Source organism: Agromyces sp. NPDC055658, assembly GCF_053618155.1.
This window is the reverse complement of record NZ_JBSHHD010000002.1, coordinates 127,778-145,364: the sequence shown is the minus strand read 5'-3', so window position 1 is coordinate 145,364 and position 17,587 is coordinate 127,778. Positions and strand designations below refer to the sequence as shown.

Here is a 17,587-nt window from a genome sequence, read left to right as displayed (position 1 = left end):
ATCATGCCAACCGCATTCGCCGCCGCACCGGGACGGCGTCCCGGTGTCGGCTGGGCGCGCGCCCAGAGCGCCGCCGACCGCCAGCTCGTCGTGCTCATCGAGAACGGCGGCATCGACCTCGGCATCCCCGACCTGGTCGACCGCGTGATCCGCGCCGTGCCCGGCGCCGACACCGTGCTCTCAGATGCGATGCGGGCCCGGCTCGTCGCCGCCGTCGAAGACGGCCTGCGCCGCGCCACCGACACCCTGATCGAGTCGGCCGAACTCGCCGTGCAGCAGTTCGGCGCGGCCAAGCCCGACGTCTACGGCGAGGTCACGGTGCTGCGCGACTCCACGGCGACGTTCGCCGAGCTCCGATCGACGCTCTTCGACGCCACGCGAGCGGGCCGCGTCGTCGACCTGCTGATCCTGACGCACGGCAACGAGGGCCGCTACATCGATGCGGAGGGCCGCGTCGACGCCGAGCGGGTCCGCTCGCTGCGCACCGAGTTCGGCGGACCGCTCAACCTGCGCAGCGTCTACATGATGAACTGCGTCGGCTCGAGCCTCAACGGCGCCTGGCTGCACGTCGGCGCCCGCACGAGCGTCGGCACGCACGCGAACAACTACCTGCCCGAGCCGACGACGCACTTCTTCTGGACGGCGTGGAAGGGCGGCGCCACCTTCGAGGCCGCCGCGACCGGCGCCTATCGCAGCGCGATCGCCAGCATGAACGGCATCGTGCGCGGCCTGATCGCCGCCCTGCCGTTCCCGGCGTCGCTGCTGGCCGGCCAGGTCGACTTCGCCGAGTGGGACTTCGTTCGCGACAGCCGACCCGAGGTCGTCGGCGCCGGCGCGCTGACCGTCTCGACCGACACGCTTCCCGCGCCGACGGCTTCGGCTCAGTCGATGCTCATGACCACGGTGCTGCCGGCACCGACCGGCGACCGCCGCCGGCCCGCCGCCCGAGCCGGGAGCCGATGGTCGGGGTCGCTGTCGGTCGCCCGCGCGGTGTCGCCGGCCGGCCGGGCGTTCGTCACCCGCTGGGAGCGCCCGTTGCTGCCGCCCGGCGACGCAGGCGATGCGGAACTGGCCCGGCGGATCGCCTCGGCCGAGGACTTCATCTCGCTGAAGATCGCGCACCCTCTCGCACAGCACCAGGTCGACGCCATCGTGAGCTTCGCGTGCGGCATCGGCTCGCACGCCTTCAGCCGTTCGGCGGTGCTGCGCCTGCTGGAGGACGGGCGTCTCGACGAGGTGCCCGTCGAGATCGCCAAGTGGGTGCGGGTGCGCAGCCCCCAGGGCGTCGTCGACAGCGCGGCGCTCGCCGAGCGCCGGCGCGCCGAGTCCGAGCTGTTCACGGGGGCGGTCGCCCTCGCGGTGCCGGCCTCGCGCGAGGTGCGCGAGTACGCCTACCAGCAGAACCCGGCCGCGCTGCTGACCGCCGCCGAGGCGATCCAGGTGGGCCTCGCCGCGGCGTCGATCGTGCAGACCCAGGTCAACGCGTTCCCCGGCGGCACGCTCTCGGTGAGCTACGACAAGCAGCAGCGGCTGCTGACCCCCGAGGCGCGGCTGCAGATGCCGGGCGCGATGCGACCGAAGCACGCGTTCACGCGCGAGCTGTTCCGGTTCCCGCAGATCAGGGTCGGCACCGCCCACGCCACGCTCACCGTCTCGTGGGAGGGCAACGACTACGGCGAGATGTCGACGCCGATCGTCTCGCGCGACCTGTCGGAGACGAGCGACTGGTCGCACTCCTCGGCGAGCATGGTCATCACGGCCGTGAACCGGATCCCGACCGGCACCGACCCTCGATCGTGGCCGCTGAGCTACCACTACGAGGGCGCGTTCGACCCGGTCGGCAACGGCGACTGGGAGTTCGTCGGCGACTTCGAGCTCAACGCGTTCGGCGGTATCCGCTTCACGCGCCACGAGGTCGTCTCGCGCTCGCTCATCGACTCGGCGCTCAGCGTCAACCCGTCGGCGTGGCGCGGCTCCGACGTGACGGTCCCGGTTCCCACGATCCCCGACGACCAGGCCGCCTACCTCCGTGCGCACGTGCCGTCATGAGCGGGGGCGACGCGGTCGAGTGACCGAGGCCCGGCGGAACGCTACTCGGGCGGCCGCGCCGTCGACGAGCGCACGCGCAGCTCGTACGGCAGCGGCGTCGCCGCCGGTGCGGGGGTGTCGCCGGTCGCGGGCTCGAGCTCGTCCATGAGGATCTCGGCGGCGTGCTCGCCCTGCAACCGTGGGAACTGCGCGACCGTCGTCAGCCCGAAGAAGTCGGCGAGGTCGTGGTCGTCGATGCCGACGACCGACACGTCGCGCGGCACGACGAGGCCGAGGTCGCGCGCGGCGAGGATCGAGCCGATCGCCATCTCGTCGGAGGCCGCGAAGATCGCGGTCGGCCGGTCGTGCGGGGCGCCGAGCAACTGCTTCGTCGCGTGGTACCCGCCGCGAATGGTGAAGTCGGCCGGCGCGAACAGGCGCCCGTCGGGCTCGACGCCCGCGTCGCGCAGCGCCCCCTCGTAGCCGAGGCGCCGGTTCGTCGGGAGGTGGAAGTCGACGTCGAACTCGAGGTCGCCGCCGATGTGCGCGATGCGCCGGTGGCCGAGGCCGATGAGGTGCTCGGTCGCGAGGCGGGCGACCGCGACGTCGTCGATCGTGAGCGTGCGCACGCCGGGGATCGGCCCGCCGACGCCGACGAGCGGCTTGCCGAGCTCGTGCAGCCGGGCCACTTCGGGCTCGGTGAGCTCGAGCGACACCGCGATGACCGCGTCGACCCGCTGTCGCAGCAGGAAGTGCTCGAACACGCTCGCGCGCTCCTGCCCGTCGCCCGAGAGGTTGTAGAGCGTGAGGTCGTAGCCGTGCCGCAGCAGCGCCTGCTGCGCGCCCTCGAGCACCGACGAGAAGAACCAGCGGTTCAAGAACGGGATGACGACGCCGATGTTGCGCGTCCGGCCCGACGCGAGCGACGAGGCGTTCGACGACACGACGTAGCCGAGCCGCGCGGCGGCGTCGAGCACCTTCGCCTTCGACGCGGCCGACACGTGGCCGCGGCCGCTGAGCGCGCGCGACACGGTCGCGGTCGACACTCCCGCGAGCTTCGCGACCTCTTCGATGCCGGCCATGGCCCCTCATTCTCCGGCCCCGCCGAGCCCGTCGTCATGAGAAATCCTATCGGGCGAGGGAGGTCGGCGACCGGCCCCGACCCGGGCGCCGTGCGGCGCGCCGCCCCCGGCCCGAGGCATCCATGCGGTAAGAATGCCGGGTCAGGGCTGGCTCGTGGGGTGGCGGCATGCCATCGCACGAACATGAAGGGAAACGCAGAAACCATGAAGTTGGTCAAGCGCATACTCCTCGGCCTCGTCGTGGTCTTCGCCGCGTTCTACCTGATCACGCGCCCCGAGGACGCGGCCACCGCGGTGCAGGGCGCCGTCGACGCCGTGTTCAACGCCGTCGGCTCGATCGGCACGTTCTTCATGTCGCTCGTCTCCTAGCACGGAGCGCGCATGGGCTTCTTCGATCCGCACGTCGAGCGGCACCTCATCGCCGATGAGGGCGAGGTGATCGTCGACGAGGTCACCAAGCACTGGGCGGCGAACGTCGCGGCCGCGCTCGAGGTGGCGGCGGCGATCCCCGTGCTGCTGCTGCTCACGGTGCTGCCCTCGCCGGCGTACTTCATCCCGATCTTCGGAGCGCTCTTCCTCGTGCTCGACGGCGGCCGGCGCATCCTCGGCCGCCGCATGGACCGCTTCGTGGTGACGAACATGCGCGTGTTCCGGGTGCACGGCATCCTCTCGCAGCGCATCGCGACGATGCCGCTCACCCGAATCCTCGACATCTCGGTGCACAAGCCGATCATCGGTCGCGTGCTCAACTACGGCCACTTCATCTTCGAGTCGGCCGCGCAGGACCAGGGGCTGCGCGAGATCCGCTTCGTCGGATCGCCGGACCAGCGCGGGCTCACGATCCAGCGCGTCATCCAGCGGGCCGGCCTCCGGGGCGGCGGGCGCGGCGGCGCGGCGTCGGCGCTCATGACCGGGATGCCGCAGCAGGGCGATTCCGGCGAGCAGGGCCGCGTCGACGAACGCGAACCGCGCCCGTTCGACGACGGCGAGGCGCGCACACAGCCCGTGCCCGTCGTGAACGGCGAGCACCGGGGCTGGTTGTCGACCGCGCCGAGCGGTGGCGGCGACGCGAGCGGCACGGCGCCCATCCGCGCCGACGGCACCCGCCGCGACCAGGGCGACACGGCAGAGGCGCCGTGGTGGCGGCCCTCGAACTGAGCGGCATCGGGGCGCGGCGGGGCGTCGGCCACGAGGCATCCACCGTCTGAACGATGCCGGCGCAGGCCGCGATGCGCTGGCGTCGCCCGCGCGCGTGTGCGAGCATGGCGGGCATGGCGAATCGGGGGACATCGCTCGCAGGGGCGGTCGGGGTCATCGCACTGACATTGGCGGGCGTTGCGGCGGGCGCGGCTGCGCCGGCTGCGGCGGTCGACCCGGCGACCGAGATCGGTGCCTACGCCGACTGGACCGTCGGCGGCTCGGCCAACGCCTTCACGGCGACGGGCACGCTGCCCGCATCGACGGGGTTCGGCGGGCCGATCACGCTCACGAGCGACAGCATCTCACTGGCCGAGGCGTCGGGGGCGAGCGCGTTCCTCAACGCGTCGACCGACTTCGGCACCGAGTACGGGTCGAGCCGGCTGCAGCCCTACCTCACGATCCGTCCGAAGTCGGGGGCGCTCGCGCCCACCCCGCCGTCGGTCGGCAACCCGCCGCCGTCGCGCACCGTCGTCGACCTCGGCGCCGACCGTGGCGACGACTGGGGCTTCGTGCTCGGCGACGTCGACGCCGACTGGGTGTTCGTGACCGCGTTCGACGACACCGGAGCGCCGCTGCCGGTCTCGGCGCTCGGCGCGATGACGCCCGGCAACTACTGCGCCGCCGGGTCGCCGAAGCCGAGCACCTGCGCCGGGCCCGGCCCGTTCACCGACATTCCCCGTTGGGACGAGTCGGCGAACATCGACGACTACGGCATCGCCTTCGTGCCCGGGACGGTCGTCGGCAACTTCGACGACACGTCGGGCGCGTACCTCGGCTTCCGTCCAGACTCGTCGGTGCGTCGCGTCGAGCTGCTCTACGGCGCGGTCAACGGCTCGCCCTCGTACCAGCTCTGGATCGCCGCCGCCGCGGCGAAGACGACCATCACCGGCACCGTCGAGCTCGAGGAGGGCGCACCGCCGCCCGCCGGCACCGTCGTCGAGATCGAGGATGCCTCCGGCGAACCCGTGCTCGACGTCACCGGTGAAGAGCTGCAGGTGCCCGTCGAGGACGACGGCACGTACACGGTCGACCTGCCGCAGGACGACAGCTACACCATCATCGTCGTGCCGCCGGCGGGGTTCACCCCGCCCGCGCCGGTGACCGTCGACGGCACCGAGGCCGAGGTGGTCGCGCCGCCGATCGTCGTCGAGCCGGTCGTCGTCACCCCGCCGTCGACCCCGCCGGCCTCGCCGCCCGCCTCGCCGCCGGCGTCGCCGCCCGCCTCGCCGTCGCCGGCCGCCTCGCCCGCCGCGGTCGCGGGCGAGCTCGCCGAGTCGGGGGCGAACGTCGCACCGTTCATCGCGATCGCCGCGGCCGTGATCGCCGCGGGCGCCATCGCGCTGCTCATCTCCCGCCGTCGCCGCACGGCGCCGGCGAAGCCCTCCGGCGACGCCCCGGCGAACGGTGAGGCCGACACGAAGTAGGTCCCGCCGAGCCGTGCTGCACGGTCGTGCGCCGGCCGGCTTCCGGCGGTCTTCGGGCCGGTCGGGCTTCGATTTCCGCGAGCGGGCCCTGACGGGTATCCTTGTCAGGCCCCCGGTTGTGTGCAGAACGTGGTCGGGTGCGATGGCGAGTTACCCAAGCGGCCAAAGGGATCTGACTGTAAATCAGACTGCATTGCATTCGGGGGTTCGAATCCCTCACTCGCCACCAGCAAGAACCCCGGTTTCCACCGGGGTTTTCGCGTATCCGGGCACGCGAAGGGGGCGGGCCGGGGCCGCGTCAGCCGAGCGATTCGGCGAGCGCGACGATGACGCCGGCCGGGCCGCGCAGGTAGCAGAGGCGGTAGTACCGCTCGTACTCGGCGATCTCGCCGACGAGCTCGCCGCCGTGCGCGCGCAGGCGCTCGACGGTGTCATCGATGTCGTCGACCTCGAACATGACGCTGCGCAGTCCGAGCAGGTTCGGCGTCGCGTTCGACGGCTCGGGCGTGAGCACCTCGGGGGAGCGGAACCGGGTGAGTTCGAGCCGGCCGCCGTCGGGCGCGACCATCATCACGATGTCGACGCGCACGTCGTCGATGCCGTTGACCCGGTCGACCCAGTCGCCCTCGACGGCTGCGCCGCCCTCGCGTTCGAGGCCGAGCTCGCCGAAGAACGCCGTCGCGGCCTCGAGGTCGTCGACGATGACACTGACGTGGTCCATTCGCTGCACCGCCATGACCCGAGCCTACGCGCGGCAATAGGATCGCGAACGTGCGCACGCTGGATCCCGTCGAACCGCATCCCCTCACCGAAGCCCATGCCGGTGAGCTCCTCACGCTGCAGCGCGCAGCCTACGTGTCGGAGGCGCAGCTGTACCTCGACGCGTTCCTGCCCGCGCTGACGCAGACGCTCGACGAGGTGCGGCGCGAGCTGCGGCATCCCGCGCTGGGGGTCACCCTCGACCGACGGCTCGTCGCGGCCGTGCGCTGGACGGTCGAGGGGCCGACCGCGCACATCGGGCGGCTCGTCGTCGCGCCAGACCAGCAGGGGCGCGGTCTCGGCACGACGCTGCTGCGCGCGGCCGAAGCGGCGAGCGGCGCCGAGTCGTTCGAACTGTTCACGGGGCACCTGAGCGCGGCGAACATCCGGCTGTACGAGCGCGAGGGGTACCGCGAGTTCCGGCGCGAGGCGCTGCGTCCCGGGGTGGAGCTCGTCCACCTGCGGAAGCCGGGGGCGGCGGGCTGAACTCGGTCGCACCCACCCGGCTGCTCCGTCGGCCGCCGCGCGGCCGCGGCCGCTGTGCTCGGTGGCGGGCGGGGCTAGCGTGGGAGGCATGACCGAGCGCGAGGCATCCGTCGACCCGACCGAACTGCCGGCGCTGCTCGCGCTCGTGCGCGATATCGCCGTACAGGCCGCGGAGTTCGCGGCCGCCGCCCGGCGCACCGGCGTCGAGGTCGCCGCGACGAAGTCGACGCCGACCGACGTGGTGACGGCGACCGACCGCGAGACCGAGGCGCTCATCCGGTCTCGTATCGCGGCGGCGCGGCCCGACGACGGCGTCCTCGGCGAAGAAGACAGCATGCTCATCGGCGCGAGCGGGCTCACCTGGGTCGTCGACCCGATCGACGGCACCGTCAACTTCCTCTACGGCCTGCCCGGGTGGGCGGTGAGCGTCGCCGTCGTGGCCGGCCCGCCCGAGCCGTCGAGCTGGCGCGCGCTCGCCGGCGTCGTCGTCAACCCGTCGACCGGCGAGGTGTTCGAGGCGTTCGCCGGCGGGGGAGCGCGGCTCGGCGACCGCGCGCTGCACGTCAACGAAGGGGTACCGCTCGGGCGGGCCCTCGTGGGCACCGGGTTCGGGTACTCGGCCGAGCGGCGTCGCGAGCAGGCCGAGGTGCTGCTCGGCGTGCTGCCGCAGGTGCGCGACATCCGGCGGGCGGGGTCGGCCGCGGTCGACCTCTGCGCGCTCGCCGCGGGCCGCCTCGACGCGTTCTACGAGCGCGGGCTCAACCCCTGGGACCATGCGGCCGGCGCCCTCATCGCCCGCGAGGCGGGGGCGCTCGTCGGAGGTCCGCGGGGCGGAAGCGAGAGCGACGAACTCGTCGTCGCCGCCGCGCCCGGGCTGTTCGAGGAGCTGTCGGCCGCGATCGCGGCAGCGGGCGAGCGCGGGTGAGGGTGCGCCCGGCCTTGCGGGCTCCCGGTTTCGTCGCCGGCGGCGGTCGGCTGAAACGACCGTTCAGCGGAGGCGCCAACAACGAATACCGAACGTTCGCATGGTGTTCACGATCGATAACGGGTACCCTTTATCGAGTTGTTATCTCGGCGCTCGCGTCGCGATGAGTACCTCCCCTGCAAACCGCTCGTCCCCGACGCCGAAAGCCCCCACAACGTGCTCGAGTCCCCCCTCGTGCCCGACGGATCTTCGCCAGGCACCCAGGCTGCTGTGCGGCCCGAGCGACCCCTGACCCGTCGTGAGCTGCGCGAGCGCGAGGCGGCTGCTGCGCATCGGTACGAGGCCCCGGCCGGCGGGTCGGTTTCGCAGCACGGTGCCGGGGCTCCCGCCGGCCGGGCTTCGATGGCGCCGCAGGGCGGGGCGTATGCGGCTCCGGCTGAGGCCGCGTTCCCCGCTGCTGCTGCTGCTGCTGCTGCTGCGCCTGCGTTCCCGGCTGCGCCTGTTGCGACGGCCGCCTCGGCCGCTGTTGCGCCGACCCCTGTTGCGCCGGCCCCTGTTGCGCCGGCGTCGGCCCCGGCCGCGCCGAAGGCGGATGCCTCGCTCTCCCTTCCCGCCGCGGCACGGCGTCGTCCGGCCTTCGACGACCTCTTCGCCGACTTGTCGAGCCCCGAGCCCCAAGCCCCCTCGCGTTCGGCCGGGAGCGCCGCTCCGGCTGTCGCTCCGGCACCAGCCGCGCCCGCAGCGCAGCCGACTCGGGTCATCCCCGCTCGCCCGGTCGTCTCCGCCGAAGCCCCGATGCGACCTGCGGCGCCTGCGGCGACTTCCGTGGCAGTGTCTGCCACATCCGCTCCCGTAGCAGCGCCCGCCGCGCCGACTCCCGCGGCAGCGCCTGCCGCGTCGACGTCCGCCGCCGTGCCGGCCGTGTCGACCCCGGTCGCCGCACCCATCCCGGCCACCGCGGTGCCCGCTCCGGCTGCCGCTCGCGGCGACTCGGCCGTCGACGACCTCGCCGCGCTCATCGCCGGGGCAGACCTTCTGCCCGCCGACTCGCACGCCGCGACCGAGCTCGCGGCGTCGACGTCGGGCGCCACGGCCTCCCGTCGCCGGGATCGCTCGGGCGCGGTTCCCGAGGGCGTCCACCCCGCGGCATCCGCCCGTCGTTCGAAGCGTGCGCCGCAGCGCGGTGCCGCGAGCGGCGCCGGCCCCGCGGCATCCACGCCCGGTGAACGCAACGCGCCGACGCGACCCGCCGCGACGCGCGCACCGCGCCGTGTCGGCCGTCGTCTCGCACCGGTCGTCGCGATGGGCTTCGCGGCGGCGCTCGCGGTGACCACCTCGGTTCCGGCGATGTCGCTCATGACGCCTGCCGAGGTGCAGGCGATGGCGCTCGAGAGCACCAACTCGACGACGATCGACGGGCAGCGCGTCGAGATCGCCGACGGCGTGGTCGCCGAGGGCGTCGACAGCGAGGGCTACAAGACGCAGACGATCGAGGAGTACGCCGAGGCTGCCGGTATCCGCCCCGAGGCGACCTTCACGAACAACCCGGCGGGCACGATCCAGTGGCCCTTCGCGATCGGCGTGCACATCGGCGACCGCTTCGGCTACCGCGACTGCGCCGGCTGCTCGAGCGACCACCACGGGCAGGACTTCAACCCCGGCTACGGCGCCGAGATCCAGTCGATCGCCGACGGCGTCGTCGTCAACTCGACCGACGAGGGCGGATCGCTCGGCACGGTCGTCATGATCGACCACCAGATCGACGGGCAGACCGTCACGAGCGTCTACGCGCACATGATCTCGGGCTCGCGCCTCGTCGAAGAGGGCGACACCGTCGAGGTCGGCCAGGTCATCGGGCAGACCGGCAACACCGGCATGTCGACCGGTCCGCACCTGCACTTCGAGATCCGCATCGGCGGCATGGACGGCGAGTGGGTCGACCCGCTCGAGTGGCTGTACGCGAACACGAACTGAGTCGCGGCGAGGCTCGGCCGGCTTGGGGCGGGCCGCGTGAGCGCAGTTGCAGGACGAGCCGGTCGGTTGAGGCTGTGCACGCGGTGCCGGCCGCGATGTCCTGCAACCTGGTGGACAGGGCTCTGCCAGCCGGTAGCCGTTGCAGGATGAGCCGGTCGGCAGCGACTCTGCAGGCGAGGTCGGCCGCATCGTCCTGCAACTTCGATCGGCCCGGGTTGTCCACAGTCTCGGATGCGCCCGCTCGAGCCCGTCATCGTGCCCGCAGACTCGACGGATGCGGAACGATTCTCGAACGGTGGCCGGCTGGATACGGCGGAGCGGTGGCGCAGTCCCGGTGCGAGAGCTCGATGCAGCCGGCATCCGACGTGACCAGCTGAGCGACGCGGTCGCCGACGGGGCAGTGTTCCGCGTCAGGCAGCGATGGTATGCAGTGCCGGATGCCCCGACCGATGTCGTCCGGGCGGTTCGCGTCGGCGGCGCGGCGACCGCCGCGTCCGTCGCGAAGATCCATGGGCTCTGGGAGGTCGGCACCGACGACGTGCTGCACGTGCGCGTGCATCGTTCGGCCTCACGGCTGAAGTCGCCGACGTCGGCCACCGGCGCGTCGCACGACCCTGCGGCGAACGCCACGGCGCGAGCGAATCCTCCCGCTCCGCTCGACGCGGCTCGTGACGACGTCTGTGTGCACTACCGCTCCGATCCGCCCATCCGAAGCGGGCGTGATCCGCTGGAAGTGGCGCTGGCCGAGATGCTGCATTGCACACCGACCGCATCGGTGATCGCCACGATCGACTCGGCGCTCGCGCGAGGCGAGGTGGCGCTCGCAGAGATCCGTGCGGTGGCGGGCCCGTCTCGTCGTCGCATCCTGGATCGCTGTTCCGACGGGTCGGAGTCGGGCACCGAGACGAAGGTGCGACTGTTGCTGCGGGCGCGCAACATCGCGCATCGCACGCAGGTGTCGATTGCGCGCGTCGGGCGAGTCGACCTCCTCGTCGGCGATCGGCTCGTCATCGAGGTCGACGGGTCGCGGCATCACTCCGGCCGCGAGGAGTTCGAGAACGATCGGCGACGTGACTTCGAGCTGGCGATGCGCGGGTACGTCGTGCTTCGGTTGAGCTACAGCATGGTCGTCGACGAATGGGAGATCACGAGCCGCGGCATCCTCGCCCTCATCGCACGCGGCGAGCACCGCTGGGGCGTGCGGAGCGCGCCGTCCGTCGGTCTCGACGTTGCGCTGCGCCGGTTGGACCGGTACGACGACGCCCCGCCGGCCGCGCAGTTCGCAGGTCGCTGAAGTTCGAAGTTGCAGGACTCTCCCGTCGGCAGCCCGGCATGCGGGTGTGCCGGTCGGCTGATCCTGCAACTCGGCCAGGATGCCTCGCCCAGTGCCCTCACTCGAAGGCGAGTCTTGGGCCGGTTACAGGATGAGCCGGCCAGGAGGCCCGTATTCGGGTGTGCCGGTCGGCTGATCCTGCAACTGTGCCGCGAACGCCCGCCCGGCGCGGCCCGCTACGCGCGCAGCCAGACCGTCGTGTCGGGCGGCAACAGGCGGGATGCCTCGTCGACGGGTCCGCTCGCGACGAGCACGTCGCCCGCGGGCAGCGTCACAGGCGACGTGCCCGTGTTCGCGACCACGACGACGTCGCCGTTGCGGAACGAGAGCACACCGGCACCGGTACCAGCGCCGCCCTCGGCCGAGACCCACTCGAGCGACCCGGCCGCGAGCCCGTGCTCCCGACGCAGCGCGAGCAGCGAACGGTAGAGCGAGAGCGTCGAGTCGGGGTCGCCCTGCTGCACGTCGCGCGCGAGCGCGGCCCATTGGGCGGGCTGCGGCAGCCACGAGGCATCCGTCGGCCCGAAGCCGTACGACGGTGCCGAAGACGACCACGGCAGGGGAACGCGGCATCCGTCGCGGCCGTACCGCTCGTGGTCGGTGCGGAACCACGTCGGGTCCTGCCGGGCGTCGTCGGGCAGGTCGATGACCTCGGGCAGGCCGAGCTCCTCGCCCTGGTAGAGGTAGGCCGAGCCGGGCAGCGCGAGCATGAGCGCGGTCGCGGCGCGGGCGCGGCGCAGGCCGTCGGCGTAGGCGGGGATGCCGCGCGAGCGCGGCCCGAGGCCGTGGCCCTGCGGGTTCGGCTCGGTGACCGAGAGGCGCGTCGCGTGGCGCACGACGTCGTGGTTCGAGAGCACCCACGTCGAGGGGGCGCCGACGCTGCCGAACGCGGCGAGCGAGTCGTCGATCACGCGGCGCAGCGCATCGGCCTGCCACGGCGTCTCGAGGTAGGCGAAGTTGAACGACTGGTGCATCTCGTCGGGCCGCACCCAGTTCGCGAGCTTCGCGAGCGGGTCGACCCACGCCTCGGCCGCGAGGATGCGCTCGCCCGGGTACTCGTCGAGCAGCGTGCGCCAGTCGCGGAAGATCTCGTGCACGCCCTCCTGCGCCCAGTACGGGGCGAGGTCGTCGGCTTCGGTCGAGATCTCGGGCTCGAGGGGCACGCCGACGGATGCCTCGGCGCCGGCGCCGTGCGCCGTGCCGACGTCGTGCAGCCCCGCCGCGCCCGCACCGGCCGCCGCCATGGCGACCGCGCCCGCAGGCGCGTCGGCCGCGACGCCACCCGCGCCGCCCATGCTGCCGCCGTCGGCGGGCGGGGTGTAGTCGGGCAGGCCGTCGGCCTTGACCATGCCGTGGGCGACGTCGACCCGGAAGCCGTCGACGCCCCGGTCGAGCCAGAACCGCAGGATGCGCCGGAACTCCTCGCGCACCTCTTCGTTGGTCCAGTCGAAGTCGGGCTGCGACGAGTCGAAGATGTGCAGGTACCACTGGCCGGGGGTGCCGTCGGCCTCGCTGACGCGGGTCCACGCGGGGCCGCCGAAGACCGACTCCCAGTTGTTCGGCGGCTCGTCGCCACCGGGGCCGCGGCCGTCGCGGAACAGGTAGCGCGCACGCTCGGCGCTGCCGGCCGGTGCGGCGAGGGCGGCCTGGAACCACTCGTGGCGGTCGCTCGAGTGGTTCGGCACGAGGTCGACGATGACGCGGATGCCTCGCGCGTGCGCCGCTTCGACCATGGCGTCGAAGTCGGCGAGGGTGCCGAAGCGCGGGTCGACGTCGCAGTAGTCGGCGACGTCGTAGCCGGCGTCCTTCTGGGGCGAGGTGTAGAAGGGCGAGAGCCAGATGGCGTCGATGCCGAGCTCTTCGAGCGCGCCCAGGCGCGAGGTGATGCCGGCCAGGTCGCCCATGCCGTCGCCGTTCGCGTCGGCGAAGGAGCGGGGGTAGATCTGGTAGATCGCGGCAGTGCGCCACCATTCGGAAGTCATGTCCGAAACTGTACGACATCTCCATACCGGATGGAAACGCTTGCAGTTCACACGAGTCGCACAACCATCACGAACTGGTATCGATCGCGGCATCCCGGTTTTGTAATGCGCGCAACGCAAGGTATATCTGTAATCGCTTGCAATCGCGAGCGTCAATTGCAGAACGGCCTTTCGGGCGCGGTCGGCATCAGAGCCACCGGCGAAGGCGCCGATCTCACGCACACTGAGAAGGACACACCAATGAGGGTGAACAGGAAGAGCCTGCTTGCGGCCGGTGCGATCGCAGCCGTCGCCGCTCTCGGACTCGCCGGTTGCGCGGGCAGCGGCAGCGGTTCGGACGACAAGTCGAGCGCGAGCGGTTCGCTGACGGTCTGGGTCGACGCCGAGCGCGTGGACGCGCTGAAGGGCGCGGCCGAGGCGTACCAGGACAAGACCGGCATCGAGGTCAAGCTCGTCGGCAAGGACAACGCCGACATCAAGAGCGACTTCATCCAGCAGGTTCCGACCGGCAAGGGCCCCGACGTCGTCATGGGCGCACACGACTGGCTCGGCGAGCTCTCGACGAACGGCGTCGTGGCGCCGCTCGAGCTCGGCGACTCGGCAGCCGACTACCTCCAGGTGGCGATCGACGCCTCGACCTACGAGGGCACCGTCTACATGCTGCCCTACGCCGTCGAGAACCTCGCGATGCTGCGCAACGCCGACCTCGTGCCCGAGCCCGCCTCGAGCTTCGACGACATGCTCGCGAAGGGCAAGGCCGCCGGCCTCACCCAGCCGTTCGTCGTCGAGCAGGGCGCCGAGGGCAACCCGTACCACCTCTACCCCTTCCAGACCGCGTTCGGCGCCCCCGTGTTCGGCAGCGACGCCGAGGGCTACAACCCCGACGACCTGCAGCTCGGCAACTCGGGCGGCGAGCAGTTCGCCACCTGGCTCGGCTCGCAGGGCAAGAACGGCACCGGCGCGTTCAACACCGACATCGACGGCGACATCGCGAAGGACGCGTTCACGACCGGCAAGGCCGCCTTCTGGCTGACCGGCCCGTGGAACGTCGGCGCGGCCGTCGACGCCGGCATCAACGTCGCGATCGACCCGATCCCCAGCCCGACCAGCGAGGTCGCCCAGCCGTTCGCCGGCGTCAAGGGCTTCTTCGTCTCGGCCGAGTCGAAGAACAAGGTCGCCGCGAACGACTTCCTCGTGAACTACATCGGCACCGAGGACGTGCAGCTCGAGCTGTTCAAGGCCGGCAACGTCCTGCCCGCGCTCACCGCCGCCGCCGAGACCGCCTCGAGCGACCCGATCGTCGCGGGCTTCGCGACCGTCGGCGCCGACGCCGTGCCGATGCCGGCCATCCCGGCCATGGGCCAGGTGTGGCAGTACTGGGGCATCGCCGAGGCCGCCATCATCAACGGGGCCGACCCGGTCGCGACGTGGCAGAAGCTCGCCTCCGACGTGCAGGCGGCGATCGACGCCGGCTGATCGGTGACTCCGTCGGTCGAGTAGCGACGAAGGAGCGCATCGAGACCACCTCACGTGGTCTCGATGCGCGTCCTCCTTCGTCGGGTGCTACTCGACCGGCGGTTCCGTTCATCCCAGACGCGACACGAAAGACCAGGCAATCATGAGCACCGCGACCGACGACGTCCGCGAAGACGCCCCACCGAAGCCAACGAAGCAGCAGCGTCGTGCGGCGAACATCGCCGACGAGGCATCCGGCGGCATCAAGGTGCTGCTCGTGAAGCTCGTCGGGCTCGGCATCGTCGACGCGCTCGCGCTCTACGCCGTGTTCGTGCTCGCCATGCACGAGCAGTGGCTCGTGCTCGGCCTCGTCGCCGCGGTCACCGTGATCGTCAACTGGATCTACTTCTCGCGCAAGAAGCTGCCGGCGAAGTACCTGACGCCCGGGGTCATCTTCCTCGTCGTGTTCCAGGTCTTCGTGCTCGGCTACACGGCGTACATCGCCTTCACCAACTACGGCACCGGCCACAACGGCTCGAAGGAGCAGGCGGTCTCGTCGCTCATGGCCTCGTCGCTCGAGCGGGTGCCCGACTCGCCCACGTACGGCGTCACGGTCGTCGAACGGGCCGGCGAGCTCGGCCTGCTCGTCACCGACCCCGAGGGCGAAGCCCTGGTGGGCACCAACGAGGAGCCGCTGCACGAGGCATCCGGCGCCGAATTCGACGGCGACCTCGCCGTCTCGGCCGAGGGCTGGACCTCGTTGAAGTTCGCCGACGTGCTGGCCCGCACCGACGAGGTGACGGCCCTCGCGGTGCCGTACTCGGAGGACCCGAACGACGGGGCGATCCGCACGCCCGACGGCTCGAAGGGATACCTCTACACGTCGACCCTCGAGTACGACGCCGAGGCCGGCACCATGACCGACCTCGAGACCGGCACCGTCTACAGCGACACCGGGGTCGGCGCGTTCACCGCCGAGAACGGCGACGAGCTGCTGCCCGGCTGGCAGATCACGATCGGCTTCGACAACTTCGTGCGAGCCGTCACCGACACCCGCCTCGCGGGTCCGCTCGTCTACGTCACCCTGTGGACCTTCGCGTTCGCGCTCATCTCGGTCGCGTCGACGTTCTTCCTCGGGCTGTTCCTCGCGATCACGTTCAACGACATGCGCATGCGGGGGCGCAAGGGCTACCGCGTGCTCATGATCCTGCCGTACGCGATCCCGTCGTTCCTCTCGGCGCTCGTCTGGGCGGGCATGATGAACAAGAGCTTCGGCTTCATCAACCAGGTGCTGCTCGGCGGCGCAGAGGTGCCGTGGCTGACCGACCCGACGCTCGCGAAGGTGTCGATCATCATCGTGAACCTGTGGCTCGGGTTCCCGTACATGTTCCTCGTCTGCACGGGCGCGCTGCAGTCGATCCCCGAGGAGCTGCAGGAGGCCGCGACGGTCGACGGTGCGAAGCCGTGGGCGATCTTCCGGCTCATCAAGCTGCCGCTGCTGCTCGTGTCGGTCGCGCCGCTGCTGATCGCGTCGTTCGCGTTCAACTTCAACAACTTCAACACCATCTACATGTTGACCGACGGCGGGCCGCGCGACGCGAACGCGCCGATACCCGTCGGCTTCACCGACATCCTGATCACGATGGTCTACAAGGTCGCGTTCACGGGCGAGAACCGCGACTACGGTCTCGCGAGCGCCTACTCGATCATCATCTTCATCGTCGTCGCGGTGATCTCGATCATCGCCTTCCGCCGCACCAAGAGCCTCGAGGAGCTGAACTGATGGCCGCTCGCAAGGTCAAGCCCGGGTCGGTTCCCGGCCCTGGCGTCGTCGCACCCACCGGCGTCGGGCTCGCCGTCGCCGAGATGGAGGAGATGGATGCCTCGACCCGCGCCCACGCGTCGGTCGGCGGCCCCGGCGGCGGTCCGCCCGTCGAGCTGCCCAAGCGGCCGTTCAACTTCAGCCGCTGGTTCTGGGCGACCGGCTGGCGGCACGTCGTCGGCGTCATCATGGTCGTGTTCGCGCTGTTCCCGATCATGTTCGTGGTGTCGTCGTCGCTCAACCCGCACGGCACGCTGACCGGCTCGAACGCGCTGTTCTCGCAGATCGGGCTCGACAGCTACGTGCGGATCCTCACCGACCCGCAGGTGCCGTTCACGACCTGGTTCGGCAACACGCTCATCATCGCGGGCATCACGGCCGTGTGCACCGTGTTCCTCGGGGCGCTCGCCGCGTACTCGTTCTCGCGCATGCGATTCACCGGACGCCGGTTCGGGCTCATCTCGATCGTCGTGGTGCAGATGTTCCCGCAGCTGCTCGCGGTCGTCGCGATCTTCCTGCTGATGTCGTCGATCGGCGACCTGTTCCCGGCGATCGGCCTGAACACGCACGTGGGCCTCATCATGGTCTACCTCGGCGGCGCGCTCGGCGTGAACACCTACCTCATGTACGGCTTCTTCAACACGGTGCCGGCGTCGATCGACGAGGCCGCGAAGCTCGACGGCGCGGGCCATGCGCGCATCTTCTTCACGATCATCCTGCGGCTCGTCGCGCCCATCCTCGCGGTCGTCGCGCTGCTGTCGTTCATCGCCTCGGTGAACGAGTTCGTCGTGGCATCCGTGCTGCTCGTCGACACCGAGAAGCAGACGCTCGCCGTGGGCCTCACGAAGCTCGTGTCGAACCCGCGCTACGCCGACTGGAGCGCGTTCTCGGCCGGCGCAGTGATGGCGGCGCTGCCGGTCGTGGCACTCTTCCTCTTCCTGCAGAAGTACATCGTCGGCGGGCTGACCGCGGGCGCGGTGAAGTAGGGACTGAGGACGACTTACAGGATGAGCCGGTCGGTACCCGCGCATACGGCGGTGTCGGCCGGCTCATCCTGTCGAATCATCGTGGATGCCTCGGCGCCGGCCGACCCCCGCCGGGGTCGCGCTCCGCGGCT

General features: G+C 71.4%; 14 protein-coding genes and 1 tRNA gene. 12 read left to right on the top strand and 3 right to left on the bottom strand.

Translation table 11 applies throughout. From position 1 onward, the window contains the following. Positions 1-3 precede the first annotated feature (3 nt). Positions 4-2,049 carry a glycoside hydrolase family protein gene (locus ACWGPE_RS01905; RefSeq protein WP_452047991.1) on the top strand — a complete coding sequence of 682 codons (2,046 nt, stop codon included), beginning with the start codon at positions 4-6 and terminating at the stop codon, positions 2,047-2,049. 41 nt (positions 2,050-2,090) lie between these two features. Here ACWGPE_RS01905 and ACWGPE_RS01900 read toward each other — a convergent pair whose 3' ends face one another. After that, positions 2,091-3,110 (bottom strand): LacI family DNA-binding transcriptional regulator, encoded by a 1,020-nt coding sequence (locus ACWGPE_RS01900; protein ID WP_452047990.1) that lies wholly within the window; start codon positions 3,108-3,110, stop codon positions 2,091-2,093. Positions 3,111-3,314: 204 nt separating this feature from the next. On the opposite strand from ACWGPE_RS01900, the gene ACWGPE_RS01895 reads away from it, so the two are divergent. The 4 genes from ACWGPE_RS01895 (at position 3,315) to ACWGPE_RS01880 (ending at position 5,963) form a co-directional block, all read left to right on the top strand. After that, positions 3,315-3,479, top strand: coding sequence for a hypothetical protein (locus ACWGPE_RS01895; RefSeq protein WP_231428782.1), 165 nt, complete (start codon positions 3,315-3,317; stop codon positions 3,477-3,479). Between the two features lie 12 nt (positions 3,480-3,491). After that, positions 3,492-4,268, top strand: a complete 777-nt coding sequence (locus ACWGPE_RS01890; protein ID WP_231428781.1) for a PH domain-containing protein — start codon at positions 3,492-3,494, stop codon at positions 4,266-4,268. Between the two features lie 113 nt (positions 4,269-4,381). Then, positions 4,382-5,734: a hypothetical protein gene (locus tag ACWGPE_RS01885; protein WP_452047989.1), complete on the top strand. Its 1,353-nt coding sequence runs from the start codon at positions 4,382-4,384 to the stop codon at positions 5,732-5,734. Between the two features lie 144 nt (positions 5,735-5,878). After that, positions 5,879-5,963, top strand: a tRNA-Tyr gene (locus ACWGPE_RS01880). Between the two features lie 69 nt (positions 5,964-6,032). Here the strand turns inward: ACWGPE_RS01880 and ACWGPE_RS01875 are convergent. Then, the gene (locus tag ACWGPE_RS01875; RefSeq protein ID WP_275506166.1) at positions 6,033-6,470 is read right to left on the bottom strand and encodes a VOC family protein; all 438 of its coding nucleotides are present in this window, start codon (positions 6,468-6,470) and stop codon (positions 6,033-6,035) included. A gap of 35 nt (positions 6,471-6,505) precedes the next feature. On the opposite strand from ACWGPE_RS01875, the gene ACWGPE_RS01870 reads away from it, so the two are divergent. The 4 genes from ACWGPE_RS01870 to ACWGPE_RS01855 all read left to right on the top strand — a co-directional run bounded on the left by ACWGPE_RS01870 (position 6,506) and on the right by ACWGPE_RS01855 (position 11,172). Then, a complete protein-coding gene (locus tag ACWGPE_RS01870) occupies positions 6,506-6,979 on the top strand; it encodes a GNAT family N-acetyltransferase (protein ID WP_275506167.1) in 474 nt (157 codons plus the stop codon). 88 nt (positions 6,980-7,067) lie between these two features. After that, positions 7,068-7,904: an inositol monophosphatase family protein gene (locus ACWGPE_RS01865; protein WP_452047988.1), complete on the top strand. Its 837-nt coding sequence runs from the start codon at positions 7,068-7,070 to the stop codon at positions 7,902-7,904. 825 nt (positions 7,905-8,729) lie between these two features. Then, a complete protein-coding gene (locus tag ACWGPE_RS01860) occupies positions 8,730-9,878 on the top strand; it encodes a M23 family metallopeptidase (protein WP_452047987.1) in 1,149 nt (382 codons plus the stop codon). Between the two features lie 430 nt (positions 9,879-10,308). Further along, positions 10,309-11,172: an endonuclease domain-containing protein gene (locus ACWGPE_RS01855; RefSeq protein ID WP_452047986.1), complete on the top strand. Its 864-nt coding sequence runs from the start codon at positions 10,309-10,311 to the stop codon at positions 11,170-11,172. Positions 11,173-11,387: 215 nt separating this feature from the next. Here ACWGPE_RS01855 and ACWGPE_RS01850 read toward each other — a convergent pair whose 3' ends face one another. Then, positions 11,388-13,193, bottom strand: a complete 1,806-nt coding sequence (locus tag ACWGPE_RS01850) for a glycoside hydrolase family 13 protein (protein WP_452047985.1) — start codon at positions 13,191-13,193, stop codon at positions 11,388-11,390. Positions 13,194-13,433: 240 nt separating this feature from the next. Here ACWGPE_RS01850 and ACWGPE_RS01845 point away from each other — a divergent pair, with 240 nt between their 5' ends. The 3 genes from ACWGPE_RS01845 (at position 13,434) to ACWGPE_RS01835 (ending at position 17,456) form a co-directional block, all read left to right on the top strand. Continuing rightward, on the top strand, positions 13,434-14,669 hold the full coding sequence (locus ACWGPE_RS01845) for a sugar ABC transporter substrate-binding protein (protein WP_231428774.1): 1,236 nt from the start codon (positions 13,434-13,436) through the stop codon (positions 14,667-14,669). 142 nt (positions 14,670-14,811) lie between these two features. Beyond that, positions 14,812-16,431 carry an ABC transporter permease subunit gene (locus tag ACWGPE_RS01840; RefSeq protein WP_452047984.1) on the top strand — a complete coding sequence of 540 codons (1,620 nt, stop codon included), beginning with the start codon at positions 14,812-14,814 and terminating at the stop codon, positions 16,429-16,431. 92 nt (positions 16,432-16,523) lie between these two features. Continuing rightward, positions 16,524-17,456 carry a sugar ABC transporter permease gene (locus ACWGPE_RS01835; protein ID WP_452048016.1) on the top strand — a complete coding sequence of 311 codons (933 nt, stop codon included), beginning with the start codon at positions 16,524-16,526 and terminating at the stop codon, positions 17,454-17,456. Positions 17,457-17,587 lie beyond the last annotated feature (131 nt).